Source organism: Streptosporangium sp. NPDC048886 (assembly GCF_055586905.1).
The window spans coordinates 374,984-388,182 of the sequence record NZ_JBVJHH010000001.1 but is presented as its reverse complement, the minus strand read 5'-3'; the positions used below and the strand labels follow the sequence as shown (position 1 = coordinate 388,182).

At 71.4% G+C, this 13,199-nt stretch carries 13 protein-coding genes and 4 pseudogenes; 9 read left to right on the top strand and 8 right to left on the bottom strand.

The window, feature by feature from the left end:
* Nucleotides 1-238: 238 nt before the first annotated feature.
* Complete coding sequence (locus ACZ6R6_RS01700; RefSeq protein ID WP_470089305.1) at nt 239-514, bottom strand: hypothetical protein; 276 nt, start codon at nt 512-514, stop codon at nt 239-241.
* A 124-nt stretch (nt 515-638) separates the two neighbouring features.
* Here ACZ6R6_RS01700 and ACZ6R6_RS01695 point away from each other — a divergent pair.
* The 4 pseudogenes from ACZ6R6_RS01695 to ACZ6R6_RS01680 form a co-directional block, all read left to right on the top strand.
* Nucleotides 639-1,012: pseudogene (locus ACZ6R6_RS01695) on the top strand (urease subunit gamma).
* Between the two features lie 15 nt (nt 1,013-1,027).
* A pseudogene (ureB, locus tag ACZ6R6_RS01690) lies at nt 1,028-1,270 on the top strand (urease subunit beta); the annotation flags it as partial.
* A gap of 83 nt (nt 1,271-1,353) precedes the next feature.
* A pseudogene (locus ACZ6R6_RS01685) lies at nt 1,354-2,031 on the top strand (amidohydrolase family protein); the annotation flags it as partial.
* A gap of 34 nt (nt 2,032-2,065) precedes the next feature.
* Nucleotides 2,066-2,395, top strand: a pseudogene (locus ACZ6R6_RS01680) (GTP-binding protein); the annotation flags it as partial.
* A 446-nt stretch (nt 2,396-2,841) separates the two neighbouring features.
* Here the strand turns inward: ACZ6R6_RS01680 and era are convergent.
* Together era and ACZ6R6_RS01670 are read right to left on the bottom strand one after the other, a co-directional pair.
* A complete protein-coding gene (gene era, locus ACZ6R6_RS01675) occupies nt 2,842-3,762 on the bottom strand; it encodes a GTPase Era (RefSeq protein ID WP_470089303.1) in 921 nt (306 codons plus the stop codon).
* 17 nt (nt 3,763-3,779) lie between these two features.
* The gene (locus ACZ6R6_RS01670; protein ID WP_306858552.1) at nt 3,780-4,139 is read right to left on the bottom strand and encodes a cytidine/deoxycytidylate deaminase family protein; all 360 of its coding nucleotides are present in this window, start codon (nt 4,137-4,139) and stop codon (nt 3,780-3,782) included.
* Between the two features lie 270 nt (nt 4,140-4,409).
* Between ACZ6R6_RS01670 and ACZ6R6_RS01665 the strand changes: the two genes are divergently transcribed.
* From ACZ6R6_RS01665 to ACZ6R6_RS01655, 3 genes are read left to right on the top strand one after another with little or no spacing between them, the layout of a single operon-like run.
* Nucleotides 4,410-5,648 carry a sensor histidine kinase gene (locus ACZ6R6_RS01665; protein WP_470089301.1) on the top strand — a complete coding sequence of 413 codons (1,239 nt, stop codon included), beginning with the start codon at nt 4,410-4,412 and terminating at the stop codon, nt 5,646-5,648.
* Nucleotides 5,639-6,280, top strand: a complete 642-nt coding sequence (locus tag ACZ6R6_RS01660) for a response regulator transcription factor (RefSeq protein WP_306857126.1) — start codon at nt 5,639-5,641, stop codon at nt 6,278-6,280. The genes ACZ6R6_RS01665 and ACZ6R6_RS01660 overlap by 10 nt, the downstream gene beginning before the upstream one ends.
* Before the next feature lie 13 nt (nt 6,281-6,293).
* Nucleotides 6,294-7,148: a DUF4097 family beta strand repeat-containing protein gene (locus ACZ6R6_RS01655; protein WP_470089299.1), complete on the top strand. Its 855-nt coding sequence runs from the start codon at nt 6,294-6,296 to the stop codon at nt 7,146-7,148.
* A 109-nt stretch (nt 7,149-7,257) separates the two neighbouring features.
* Here ACZ6R6_RS01655 and ACZ6R6_RS01650 read toward each other — a convergent pair whose 3' ends face one another.
* The 5 genes from ACZ6R6_RS01650 to ACZ6R6_RS01630 all read right to left on the bottom strand — a co-directional run bounded on the left by ACZ6R6_RS01650 (nt 7,258) and on the right by ACZ6R6_RS01630 (nt 11,752).
* The gene (locus tag ACZ6R6_RS01650) at nt 7,258-7,674 is read right to left on the bottom strand and encodes a hypothetical protein (protein WP_470089298.1); all 417 of its coding nucleotides are present in this window, start codon (nt 7,672-7,674) and stop codon (nt 7,258-7,260) included.
* A 702-nt stretch (nt 7,675-8,376) separates the two neighbouring features.
* Nucleotides 8,377-9,681 (bottom strand): hemolysin family protein, encoded by a 1,305-nt coding sequence (locus ACZ6R6_RS01645; protein ID WP_470089296.1) that lies wholly within the window; start codon nt 9,679-9,681, stop codon nt 8,377-8,379.
* Nucleotides 9,678-10,160: an rRNA maturation RNase YbeY gene (ybeY, locus tag ACZ6R6_RS01640; RefSeq protein WP_306857119.1), complete on the bottom strand. Its 483-nt coding sequence runs from the start codon at nt 10,158-10,160 to the stop codon at nt 9,678-9,680. The genes ACZ6R6_RS01645 and ybeY overlap by 4 nt, the downstream gene beginning before the upstream one ends.
* A gap of 85 nt (nt 10,161-10,245) precedes the next feature.
* Complete coding sequence (locus ACZ6R6_RS01635) at nt 10,246-11,310, bottom strand: PhoH family protein (RefSeq protein ID WP_470089294.1); 1,065 nt, start codon at nt 11,308-11,310, stop codon at nt 10,246-10,248.
* A 91-nt stretch (nt 11,311-11,401) separates the two neighbouring features.
* Nucleotides 11,402-11,752: a histidine triad nucleotide-binding protein gene (locus ACZ6R6_RS01630; RefSeq protein WP_470089512.1), complete on the bottom strand. Its 351-nt coding sequence runs from the start codon at nt 11,750-11,752 to the stop codon at nt 11,402-11,404.
* Nucleotides 11,753-12,037: 285 nt separating this feature from the next.
* Here ACZ6R6_RS01630 and ACZ6R6_RS01625 point away from each other — a divergent pair, with 285 nt between their 5' ends.
* Nucleotides 12,038-12,517, top strand: coding sequence for a SigE family RNA polymerase sigma factor (locus ACZ6R6_RS01625; protein ID WP_306858550.1), 480 nt, complete (start codon nt 12,038-12,040; stop codon nt 12,515-12,517).
* A complete protein-coding gene (locus ACZ6R6_RS01620) occupies nt 12,514-13,176 on the top strand; it encodes a hypothetical protein (RefSeq protein WP_470089292.1) in 663 nt (220 codons plus the stop codon). Before ACZ6R6_RS01625 ends, ACZ6R6_RS01620 begins: the two co-directional genes overlap by 4 nt.
* Nucleotides 13,177-13,199: the final 23 nt, after the last annotated feature.

Below are 13,199 nucleotides of genomic sequence, written 5' to 3'. Positions count from 1 at the left end.
ACCGGACAGAATCGAAGCGCTGTCGGATCCACGGCTGGAGGCATGGTTTCCATGCCTCCTGTGTGCACGCGGTGGGGCTGCTCGGCGACGGCGCCGCCGGGGGCGAGCCGCTGTCGCCGGCCACCGGAGGTGACCTCGCCGGTGGCCACGGTGCCGCTCAGGGAGTGCAGGGTCCCGATCTTGACGGTGTCGTCGCCGCCACCGGAGGGCACGCCCGGCCAGCAGGGCCGCGGGAGGCTCAGAGCGCCACGTCGTAGGAGGCGATGACCGCACCACCGGGGAACCGGCCCGCCGGGGTCACCACGACCCGTCTGCCCGGGTCCTGGTAACCGTGCTCGGTCAGCCACAACAGGGCGGCGGGCCCCAGGTCGCTGTAGGCGATCGGGGAGTCGGGCGAGAAGAGGTCCTCGCCGGCCGAGTGCTGTCCGGCGTCCCCTTCGACGATCCACAGGGTGTAGGTGGTGTAGGCGGTCATGGCAGCCCCCGTGCTGTAGTCGTTCCCCGTGGGGTCCATACCCGGACACGGCGGCACCCCACCGCGAGGACAGGACGACGCGGGGCGTCCCGGTAGGCACGCGGGAGCACGGCTGCGCCGGCGGCCGGCGCGCGCACGCCCCCCAGAAGGCCACATGTGAGGCATGAGAAGTGCGGAAACCGCCTCGACACCGCCGTGCAACACTTCGGAGACCGCCACTCCCTATGGGCCGGTAATGCGGCTCACACCACACGAGCAGGAGCGTCTGCTCATCCACGTCGCCGCCGGTGTCGCCCGTGACCGCAGGTCCCAGGGCTCCGGCTCAACCACCCCGAGGTCACCGCGATCATCGCGTCCTTCCTGATGGAGGGCGCGCGGGACGGGCGGACCGCCGCGGACCTGGTGGAGGCCGGCCGGACCGTGCTGTCCCGGCAGGACGTCATGGACGGCGTGCCCGAGATGCTGGAATCGGTGCAGATCGAGGCCACCTTCCCCGACGGCACCAAGCTCGTCACCGTCCACCAGCCGATCCCCTGACCGAGGAGCCGTGCGTTGAGACCCGGTGAGATCCAGTACGGCCAGGCGCCCATCCCGCTCAACCCTGGCCGCGCACGCGTCACCGTCCTCGTCGTCAACACCGCCGACCGGCCGATCCAGGTCGGGTCGCACTACCACTTCGCCGCCGCCAGCCCCGGCCTGGAGTTCGACCGCCAGGCGGCCTGGGGCACCCGTCTCGACGTCCCGGCGGGTACGGCGGTGCGCTTCGAACCCGGCGTCGAGCGCGAGGTGACCCTCGTACCGATCGCCGGGCACCGGATCGTCCCCGGGCTCCGCCCCGAGTGGGCCGGGCCTCTCGGCGGGAGCCCCCATGTCCGTAACGGTCCCGCTACGCCGCGCTCTACGGTCCCACCACCGGTGACCGGGTCAGGCTCGCCGACACCGACCTGTTCGTCGAGGTCACCGAGGACCTGTCGATGGGCCCGTCCGGGGCGGGCGACGAGGCGGTGTTCGGCGGCGGCAAGGTCATCCGGGAGTCGATGGGGCAGGCCAGGACCGCCCGGGCCGAGGGCGCACCCGACCTGGTGATCACCGGCGCCGTGGTCCTCGACCACTGGGGCGTGGTCAAGGCCGACATCGGGGTCAGGGACGGCCGGATCGTCGCGATCGGCAAGGCCGGCAACCCCGACACCATGGACGGCGTCCACCCCGGCCTGGTGATCGGCCCGTCCACCGAGATCCTCGCGGGCAACGGGAAGATCCTGACCGCCGGGGCGATCGACTCCCACGTCCACCTGATCTGCCCGCAGATCCTGGACGAGGCCCTGGCCGCGGGGGTGACGACGATCGTCGGCGGCGGCACCGGACCGGCCGAGGGCACCAAGGCCACCACGGTGACCGGCACGTGGTATCTCGCCCGGATGCTGGAGTCCCTCGACTCCTACCCGGTCAACGTCGCGCTGCTGGGCAAGGGCAACACCGTCAGCGCCGAGGGACTGCTGGAACAGCTCCAGGGGAGCGCCTCCGGCTTCAAACTGCACGAGGAGCGGTCCGCGACCTGCCGGAGCTGGCCGCGTTCCTGCGGGGGCGGCTGGCCACCGCGGGCCGGTCGGCAGCGGCAAGACCGCGCTGACCGCGGCCCTGTGGCGGACCCTCGGCCAGACGCTGCGCCTCGGCGTGGTGACCAACGACATCTACACCACCGAGGACGCCGACTTCCTACGCAGGGCGGGCGTGCTCGATCCGGAGCGGATCGCCGCCGTGCAGACCGGGTGCTGCCCGCACACGGCCATCCGCGACGACATCGCCGCCAACCTCGACGCGGTGGAGACCCTGGAGGAGCGGCACGGCCCGCTCGACCTGGTGATCGTGGAGAGTGGCGGCGACAACCTCACCGCCACCTTCAGCAGGGGGCTGGCCGAGGACGCCCGGGTGCTCTGGCGTGAGGAGATCGTCTCCGGCCGGTACGGCGAGCGCCCCGGCCGCTGCCACTCCCGCTTCGACGCCACGGCCGGCGGTGGCCCGCCGCTCCGGCAGGAGTTCGTCGTGGGCGATCCGGCGATCGACGCCGGCCCCGCCGTGTACGGCGGCGCCCGCTGCGTCGGCAGCGTCCTGACCACCGGGCGGGTGCCGGAGTCGGTGGTCGGGGACGGCTGGGCGGTGCTCCCCCTGGCCGGGCCCGGCACGCTGGTCTCCGCCCTGGCGCCCGACGCCGTCGCGCTGAGGCGGCGCCTGCGGCGCGGCCAGTCACACGTGGAGGCCGCGGCCGCACCGATCCGGGATCAGTCGTAGAAGCGCAGGCGGCGCGGCCACATGGGGCCGCGCCGGAGCGGGCTCAGCCGTGGAAACGGAGCCACGCGGGTCCGGGATCAGTCGTAGAAGCCCAGCCGGCGCAGCTGCTTGGGGTCGCGCTGCCAGTCCTTGGCGACGCTGATCCGCAGGTCGAGATAGACCCGGGTGCCGAGCAGCGCCTCGATCTGCTGGCGGGCCCGGGTGCCGACGTCTTTGAGCCGGCTGCCCTTGTGGCCGATCACGATGGCCTTCTGCGACGGGCGCTCGACGAACATGTGGGCGTAGATGTCAAGCAGGTCGTCGCGGCCCTCCCGGGGCAGCATCTCGTCGACGACGACCGCGATCGAGTGCGGCAGCTCGTCCCGGACGCCCTCCAGCGCCGCCTCGCGGATCAGCTCGCCCACCAGCACCTGCTCGGGCTCGTCGGTGAGCTGGCCGCCCTCATACAGCGGCGGGCTCGCGGGGAGCCGGCCGATCAGCACGTCACCCAGCACGTCGAGCTGCTCGCCCGACTGCGCCGAGACCGGGACGATCTCCTCGAAGTCGGCGAGCTGGGAGAGCGCCAGCAGCTGCGCGGCGATCTGCTCGCGGGTCGCCAGGTCGCACTTGGTCACCACGGCGACGACCGGGGTCTTCTTGACCGCGGCGAGCTTCTCGGCGATGAACCGGTCGCCCTTGCCGATGGGCTCGTTGGCGGGCACGCAGAACCCGATCACGTCGACCTCGGTGAGCGTGGACAGCACCAGGCTGTCCAGCCGCTCGCCCAGGAGGGTGCGGGGCCGGTGCAGCCCCGGCGTGTCCACGATGATGAGCTGGGCGTCCGGACGGTGCACGATGCCCCGGATGACCCGGCGGGTGGTCTGTGGCTTGGAGGAGGTGATCGCCACCTTCGTGCCGACCAACGCGTTCATCAGCGTGGATTTGCCGACGTTGGGCCGGCCGACGAAGCAGGCGAAACCGGCATGGAAATCAGCGGCTGAGGAACTCACGTCATCCATTGTCGCCGATGTCGGCCTCAGCTCTGACGCACGGTCCCGTCGGGACCGGCCACCAGCAGCGTCTTGCCGCCCATTTCACGGACCGCCCGCGCGTCCGCGTCGGCCGGGCCGTCCCCGGCGGTGACCAGCGCGGCCGCCTCCAGGGACTCGGCGCCGCTGGAGACGGCCATCGCCACGGCGACCTGCAGCGCCGAGAGCGTCAGCGACGGCAGCGCCACGTTGGTCGCCGCGTAGGTCCGGCCGGTCTCGTCGCGCACGGCGGCGCCCTCGGCGGCGCCGTTGCGGGCCCGGGCGGAGCGGGCCAGAACGATGATCTTGTTGTCCTCGGGGTCGAGGGTCGCGTCACTCACAGCGCCAGGGTAGTCAGCGCGCGGCATCCGGTCCCAACCGACCTGCCCGCCGTCCGCCGTCCGGCCCTGGCGGACCGCTCGACGATCCCCGCGGGGGAGGCCGGCCGGTGAGCGGCTGGAGGTGATCCGCCGATCGATGACGGCCCCTCGTCGACCACCGTCGCCCCGGCGTTGCGCGGGTCCGCGCGGACACTCGGTCAGGAGGTGATGCGGCGCTGCCGGGGTGGAGTCTGCCTCACCGTTTTCCGGGATGCCTCGCCCATGTCGCCGGGCAATCGTGATCTCTACGGTGGTCCCATGACCACGACCGGACTGACCACCCCCTGGGACAGGATCCACGCCCACTGGTCGGCGCGGACCTGGCTGCGCACCTCACATGTGGTGACGGGCCTGCCGATCGCCCTGCTGGCCCTGGCCGTCATCGTCGGGCTGACCGCGCTGTCGGTGCTGCTGGTCTGGACCGTGGTGGTCCCGTTGATCGCGCTGCCGCTGCTGTTCCGGTCCGTGCCGATGTTCACGCGGCTGCAGCGGGCCCGGTTCCTGGCCTTCCTGGACGTGGACATCCCCCGGACGCCGCGGCGTCCCAAGGAGCGGAACCCGCTGAAGTGGCTGGTCCGGGAGGCGCGGACGGGAAGCTTCTGGCGGCAGCTCGCCTATCACCTGCTGTCACCGCTGATCAACGGGATCGGATTCCTCATGGTGATCGGGGCCTGGGCGGGGGGCCTGGTCGCGGCCGAATTCGCCGTCCAGGGCCTGATCATCTCGGAGAACATGATGATCGCGGCATCCGCCCTGGCAGCGGTGTTGCTGCTCGTCACCGGGCCGTGGGTGGCGCACGGGGTAACCGCGCTGGACGTGATCGCCGCCGGGGCCCTGCTCGGCCCCAGCCGCAGCGACCTGCTCGTCCAGCGGGTCGAGACCCTGCAGGAGAGCCGCGCCGAGGTGGTCGACGCCGCGGACGCCGAGCGCCGCCGGATCGAACGGGACCTGCACGACGGCGCCCAGCAGCGGCTGGTCTCGCTCGCGATGAGCCTGGGGATGGCCCGGGCCACGCTCACCGACGTCCCCGAGCCCGCGCGGCAGGCCATCGCACAGGCCCACGAAGAGGCCAAACAGGCCCTGAAGGAGCTGCGCGACTTCGTGCGCGGGCTCCACCCGGCCGTGCTCGACGACCAGGGACTGGACGCCGCGCTGTCCGGCATCGCCGCACGGGCCCCGTTCCCCGTGCGGCTCCGCGTCGACGTGCCCGAGCGCGCGTCGCCGACGATCGAGGCGATCGCGTTCTTCGTGGTTTCGGAGGCGCTGACCAACGTCTCCAAGCACGCCGGGGCGTCCGGCGCCGAGGTCACGGTCCAGCGGGCCGCCGACCGGCTCCGCCTGGTCATCGTCGACGACGGCCGGGGCGGCGCCCACCTCGGCGGCGGGACGGGACTGCGCGGTCTGGCCCAGCGGGTCGGCTCGGTGGACGGGACGCTGGACGTCGACAGCCCGCCGGGCGGTCCCACGGCGATCAGGGTGGAGCTGCCGTGCGAATAGTGCTCGCCGAGGACTCCGTCCTGCTCCGGGAGGGGCTCATCTGGCTGCTCGGCTCCGCGGGCATGGAGGTCGTGGCGGCGGTGGCCGACGCCGACGGGCTGCTGCGCGCCGTGGACGAACACGATCCCGATCTCGTGGTCACCGACGTGCGGATGCCGCCCTCGCACACCGACGAGGGCCTGCGCGCGGCGCTCGTGCTCCGCCGGCAGCGACCGGGTCTGGCGATCCTGGTGCTCTCGCAGTACGTGGAGGAGCGCTACGCCACCCGGCTGCTGTCCACCGAGACCAGCGGCATCGGATACCTGCTGAAGGATCGCGTGGCCGACGTCGCCGAGTTCCTGGACGCCCTACGCCGGGTCGCCGCCGGCGGCACGGCCCTGGATCCGGAGGTGGTCGCCCAGCTCCTGATCCGCAGGCACAGCGACCCGCTGGACCTGCTGACCCGCCGGGAGTACGAGGTGCTGGCGCTGATCGCCGAGGGCAGGTCGAACACCGGGATCGCCGAAGCCCTGACGGTCAGCGAGGGCGCCGTCGGCAAGCACATCAACAACATCTTCACCAAGCTCGGCCTCTCCGGCGCGGACAAGGACCACCGCCGGGTGCTCGCCGTACTGCGATTCCTGAAAGTGTGAGGGAGACATGCCGATGCGGAGCACCGTCCGGACCGCCTGGGTCATCGTGGGCGGAGCGCTCACCGCGCTGACCGTGTCCGGGATCGGGCTGGCCGCGTGGTCCGAGGTGAGCCGGACGGAGGTGAGCGGCGACTCCTACGAGAGTTCCCTGCTGCGCCCCGCCAGGCTGTCGGAGACCTCCGTCCGCGACTACACGTTCACCTCGCCCGAGCTCGTCGTGCGGGCGGAGGGAGGGGTCGACATCTCCGTCGTCACCGGCGCCGCGGGACGGCTGTCCGTCAGACGGGAGATCTTCTGGTCCGACGGCGGACCCGGCCCCGACCAGGGCAGACCCAACCTGTCCGAGCTGTGGAACGGCAGGACGTTGCGGGCCACCGTCGGCTGCCCCGGCGGCACGCGGCCCGGTGAGCCCGTATGCCACGCCGTCTACACACTGACCGTGCCCGCCGCCACCGACGTCGAGGCGGCGACCGGCTCCGGAACCGTGTCCGCCCACGCCGTCCAGGGCGACCTGCGGCTGTCCACCGCCTCGGGCGAGGTGACCGTGACCGGCGCGCGGGGGACGCTGTGGGCGCGGGCCGGGACGGGAGACGTGACCGCGACCGGCCTTCAGTCGGCCGTGGCCGACGTCGAGACCGGCAGGGGTGACGCCGTGCTGGGCTTCCAGCATGCCCCCGACGACGTCAGGGCGGTCGCCGGGGAGGGCGGTGGCGTCGTTGTCACCGTGCCGGACGGCGCCGGCTACCGGGTGGAGGCGGACGCCCGCGAGAGCACCGTCGAGGTCCCCCGGGACCCGGACGCCCCGCGGAGGATCACCGCCGCCGCCCCCGAGGGCCGGCTGCGGATCCTCCCGGACGGCCGGCGGTGAAGGCGGGGCGGACGGCGGGTCACGCGACCGGGGCGGAGACACGGCCGTAGGCCATGAGATCCGCGGCAGACCGGACGGCCGGCGGTGAAGGCACGGCGGGCGGCCACGTTCAGAGGGCTGCCCGGGCGACGAGGAACTGGGCGAGCTGCTGGGTGCGTCTGACGTCGACGTCGGCGATCCCGGTGTGCACCAGCGTGACCACGGTGCCCCCGATGCGGGCGAAGACCATGTGCATCTCGTAGGGATAGCCGTTCAGCCGGCCGCGCAGCCGCTTGGCCTGCATGTCGTCGCCGGCGGCGTCCAGATTCAGGCTGGACACCCGCAGGGAGGTGATCCTGCCCGGCTGACGCCTTCTGGCGACCGGGCAGCCCTCCAGCGCCTCGGTGAGCTCGGCGAAGTGCTGCTCGGCGGCGGCGCCGGTGTAGGAGGCCAGGCCGACCCCGATCAGCTCGCCGAGCTCGGCTCCCGGGTAGGTCGCGTCCACCCGGGTCCCCTGCGCCTCTCCCGGCAGCCTGCCTCCCGCCATGTCGAGAACGACCCGGCAGTCACGGTCGGCGGGGCGGAACGGGGACTTCCACCCCTCGCCGGACCAGGAGGAGAATCCCTCCGGTAAATCCTGCGCTTTCGGTAATAACCCGCGTAACCGTGTCAGTTCCGTGACGGCGTCCTTTCGAGCCTGCTCCGGCTCCGCACCGCACGCTGCCAGGGTCCCGGCCAGAGCCACGCAGACGCCTGCCGCAACGGCAATTCGAATCCCCCGCGTCATGACTATTCCCCCGATGTCACGTGCGAGGTGTCTTATCCCCGCCGATCCGCTTTCTTCCCCATTGGTAAAAGCGGCAATCATCGGGAAACGCCTAAGGGTGTTCTCAACCGCTTTATGCGGTTGAGAACACCCTTAGCGAGCGACACAGAACCGGCTGACGCCTGTCTCCGTGCTCTTCTCCCCTGTGAAGCCGTCCCGCGCGCCGCGACCCCTCCCGGCGGCGAGGACACCTTCACCGGCTCCCGCGCGACCGGGTGCCGTGAGACGACGATGACGGACGCCGCTTGCAGCCTGCTTGCGGGCCACTTGGGGGAGCCGCCCGTCCCCTGCGCTCCGGGTCCTCACCGGGCCCCGCCGGGCGCACGCGCCCACCCCGGCCGGCCGCCGGGGCGGGCCCGGTCACGTCCCGCGCGGATCGGCGGTCACGTCCCGCGCGCCGGCGGTCACGTCCGGCGCGGGTGCCTAGTCATGCTCCGCGGAGGCCCCGACCGAGTCGGGCTCGGCCGGAGCGGTCCGCCGGACGACGACGGTGCCGATCCGGTTGCGGCGCCCGGCGAGACTCTCCGCCGTCAGGCTGAGCCCCTCCACCACGGCCTCGGAACCGGCGATCGGCACCCGGCCGAGCGCGTGGGCCAGCAGGCCGCCGACGGTCTCGACGTCGTCGACCTCCAGCTCGACGCCGAACAGGTCCGCCAGGTCGCCCACGGGCAGCCTGGCGGTCACCCGGACCGATCCGTCATCCAGCGGCTCCACCCGGGGAGCCTCCTGGTCGTATTCGTCGGTGATCTCGCCCACGATCTCCTCGAGGACGTCCTCGATGGTGACCAGGCCCGCCGTCCCGCCGTACTCGTCGATGACGATGGCCTGGTGGATCTGGCGGGCCTGCATCTCGCGGAGGAGCTGGTCGATGGGCTTGCTCTCCGGCACGTAGGTGGCCGGACGCATGATCGTCTCGACCGGCTCGGCACGGCCGTCGTCGCCGGTCTCCTGCACCCGGCGCACGATGTCCTTGAGGTAGGCGATGCCGATGACGTCGTCCTCGTTCTCGCCGACCACCGGGATCCGGGAGAACCCGCTGCGCAGGGCGAGCGACAGGGCCTGGTTCAGCGTCTTGCCGCGCTCGATGAACACCATGTCGGTGCGGGGCACCATGACCTCGCGGACCAGGGTGTCTCCGAGCTCGAAGACCGAGTGGATCATCTCCCGCTCGTCCGGCTCGATGACCCTGCGCTCCTCGGCCAGGTCGACCAGGTCGCGCAGCTCGGCCTCGGAGGTGAACGGCCCCTCCCTGAAGCCCTTGCCGGGCGTCACGGCGTTGCCCAGCAGGATAAGCAGCTTGGGGAGCGGTCCGAAGATCCGGGTCAGGCCGTATACGAGGGGGGCGCTGGCGAGCGCGATCGGCTCGGCGTGCTGGCGGCCCAGCGTGCGCGGGGACACGCCGACGATCACGTAACTGATCACGATCATGACCGCCGCGGCGGCGGCGTAGGCCCAGCCCTGGTCGCCGAGCCAGTCGATGAACAGCAGCGTCGCGATCACCGTGGCGATCAGCTCGCAGCTCAGCCGGAGCAGGAGCAGCAGATTGAGGTAGCGCGGCGGATCGGCGACGATCGCCTGCAGGCGCGCGGCGCCCCGACGGCCGTCACGGGCGAACTCCTCCGCCCGCACCCGTGAGATGCGGGCCAGAGCAGTCTCCGCACTGGCTATCAGGCCACCGACCACGACCAGGACGACGGCCGAGAACAACCACCCGTTGGCGAGGTTCACCGCTGGGGGCGCACCTCCCGCCACGACTCCAGGAGCTCGCCCTGCAGGCCGAACATCTCCTTGTGCTCCTCGGGCTCGGCGTGGTCATAGCCGAGCAGGTGGAGGATGCCGTGCGCGCACAGCAGCTCCAGCTCCGCCTCGGTGCTGTGCCCGGCCTCGGCCGCCTGCTTGGCGGCCACCTGCGGGCAGAGCACCACGTCGCCCAGGAGCGCCGGGTCGGTGGGGGCGTCGCCCTCCTGCCGGGCTCCGGAGCCCGGACCGGGGCGGAGCTCGTCCATCGGGAAGGAGAGCACGTCCGTCGGGCCCGGCTCCCCCATCCACTGCTCGTGCAGCACCGCCATGGCCTCTTCGTCCACGATCAGGATGGACAGCTCGGCGAGCGGGTTGATGTCCATCCGCTCCAGCACATGGCCGGCCAGCGAGACGATGAGTCCTTCGTCGACCTCGACGCCGGATTCGTTGTTGACCTCGATGCTCACTGTCCGTTCACCGTTCCTCGCTCGCCACGCGGCCCGATCGTGCCCCGTGACCCACTCCGCCCGCCGCGCCGGATCCGCTGCGTGCTCATCTTCTCTCCCGCGGGCGCTTGACCATGCCCTTGATCGCCTGAGGCGCGCTCTGCCGCTGCGTCTCGTCATAGCGCCCGTAGGCGTCCACGATGTCGCTGACGAGCTTGTGCCGCACCACGTCGACACTGGTCAGGCGGCTGAAGTGGATGTCGGCGATGCCGTCGAGGATCTCCTGCACCACCCTCAGGCCGCTCTGGGTGCCATTGGGCAGGTCGACCTGGGTGACGTCACCGGTGACGACGATCTTCGAGTTGAAGCCCAGCCGCGTCAGGAACATCTTCATCTGCTCGGGCGAGGTGTTCTGCGCCTCGTCCAGGATGATGAAGGCGTCGTTGAGCGTGCGGCCGCGCATGTAGGCGAGGGGAGCGACCTCGATCGTGCCCGCGGCCATCAGCCGGGGGATCGACTCGGGGTCGAGCATGTCGTGCAGCGCGTCGTAGAGGGGGCGCAGGTAGGGGTCGATCTTCTCGTAGAGCGTGCCGGGCAGGAAGCCCAGCCGCTCACCGGCCTCGACCGCGGGGCGGGTGAGGATGATCCGGTTGACCTTCTTCTCCTGAAGGGCCCGCACGGCCTTGGCCATCGCGAGATAGGTCTTGCCGGTGCCGGCGGGGCCGATGCCGAAGACGACGGTGTGCCTGTCGATCGCGTCGACGTAGCGTTTCTGGTTGACCGTCTTCGGGCGGATGGTCCGGCCCCGCGAGGAGATGATGTCGAGGGAGAGCACCTCGGCCGGACGGTCGGAGCTCATGCGCAGCATCGCGATGCTGCGCTCCACCGCGTCCGTCGTCAGCTCGGCGCCTCCCTGGACGAGCTCGGACAGCTCCTCGAACAGGCGCACCACGACGCTGCTCTCCTCCGGGCTGCCGGTGATGGTTATCTCGTTGCCCCGGACGTGGATGTCGGCGCGGAAGGCGCCCTCGATGACCCGCAACAGCTCGTCGCGCGAGCCCAGCAGGCTGACCATCGAATGATCATCCGGAATCACCACCTTCGCCTGGGTCCGGCTGGGACCCTTCGATCGTGGCGGGGATGTTCTGCTGGAATCGTTTGTCTCGGACATAGACGGGCCTTTCGGCCTGTTCGCCTCCAGATATCGGCGTGGGACTTCTACGCCATGGTATCCGTGATCGACGTGATCGCGCTTGTCGGTTTTACCCGGGCGGCCAGGTCAGGCCGCGTCCGCCGAGCACGTGTCCGTGCACGTGAGGGACGGTCTGGCCGGCCCCGGGGCCGGTGTTGAAGACCAGGCGGTATCCCGAGGCCGCGACGCCCTCCTGCTCGGCGACGGCGTGCGCCGCCTTGAGCACGTCGTCGGCGAGCCCGTCGTCGGCCGCGGCCAGCGCGGCCGCGTCCGGGTAATGGTCTTTGGGGACCACGAGTACGTGGGTGGGGGCCTGCGGGTTGACGTCCCGGAAGGCCAGCGTGCGGTCGGTCTCATGGACGATCTTCGCGGGGATCTCCCCGGCGACGATCTTGCAGAACAGGCAGTCGGCTTCGCTCACCATGCAGGCACCCTATCTGTCGGTGACGTTGTCAATCGGTGATGGTCCATCGCCAGCAAAGAAAGATCCACCCGGATAAGGTGGGTATGCAAAACTTCAACAACTACAGACCATTGCGATCCGCACGATATGGCCGCCTGGCGAGGACACGACTGGGTCATGCCCCCTAATGAACCGGAAGAGCGTAAACCCTCTGGGAAGGCCGAGCGTCCCACTGATGTGACCACCGAGACCCTCGTGGCCGACAGGTCGCTCGGGGCGGTGCCCGTCGGGTGGGACGCCGACATGGCCGTTACCGCGCTCTACAGCGCGCACTATCGGTCGCTCGTGCGCCTCGCCGTGCTGCTCGTCCGCGACATGGCAACCGCGGAGGAAGTCGTGCAGGACGCCTTCGTCGCCATCCATGGCGCCTGGCGGCGGCTGCGCGACACCGACAAGGCACTCGCCTACCTGCGCCAATCGGTCGTCAACCGATCGCGCTCGGTGCTTCGGCACCGGGCGGTCGTGGAGAAGTACGCTCCCAAGGGCATGCCCGACGCACCGAGCGCCGAGAACGGCGCGATCGGCGAGTTCGAGCGGTCCGCCGTCATCGAGGCACTCCGCGGCCTGCCCGCGCGCCAGCGGGAGGCACTGGTTCTGCGCTATTACGGAGACCTGTCAGAAGCGCAGATCGCCCATGCCATGGGCATCAGCAAGGGCGCGGTCAAGAGCCACACGGCTCGCGGCATGGCCGCCCTACGGACCACACTGGAGCAACTGTCATGACCGAGTCCCCCGACGAGTACGGCGAGCTGCTCCGCCGTGTCCTCAGCGCGGAGGCGGACTCGGTCGTTCCCTCCCCGGACGGCCTGGAGATCATCCGCGCCCGCGTGGAAAGACGCGGGATCCGCGGGCTGATGTGGTGGCGCGCCGGAGCCTCGGTCGCGGGAGCCGTCCTGGTCGCGGCCACCGTCGTCATGGTGGTCCCGGAGTTCCGCGAGCAGGTGACCCGGCAGGTGAACGACGTCAACTTCACCCAGTCGACCCCACCTGACATGTCCGCCACCTCGCGGGCCCCCTCCAACGGCGACGATCCGCTCCCGGTCGTCACCAAGCCCGAACCCGGCGTCACCGGGCCCCTGCCGACGCCCACCCACTCCAGGTCCTCGGCGCCGCACCCGAAGCCGAGCCCGAAGCCGACGCACAAGCCCACGCCGACCCCGGAGCCCACCCCGTCGCCCACCTGCCCCACGACTCCGCCCGACGGCACGGCGGTCGAGCCCGGGGAGCTCACCGAGGAGTGCCGGACGCCGGCGCCGACTCCGAGGCCCTCGGAGTCGTCCGCCCCCTCGGGCAGCCCGTGCTCGGTCGAGGAGTGCCCGCCGACGGACGACCAGTCGGCTCCGATGCCGACGGAGACGACCACCATCTCCTCCGGCGGCTAGCCGTACCCAACCTCTCAGCTCGG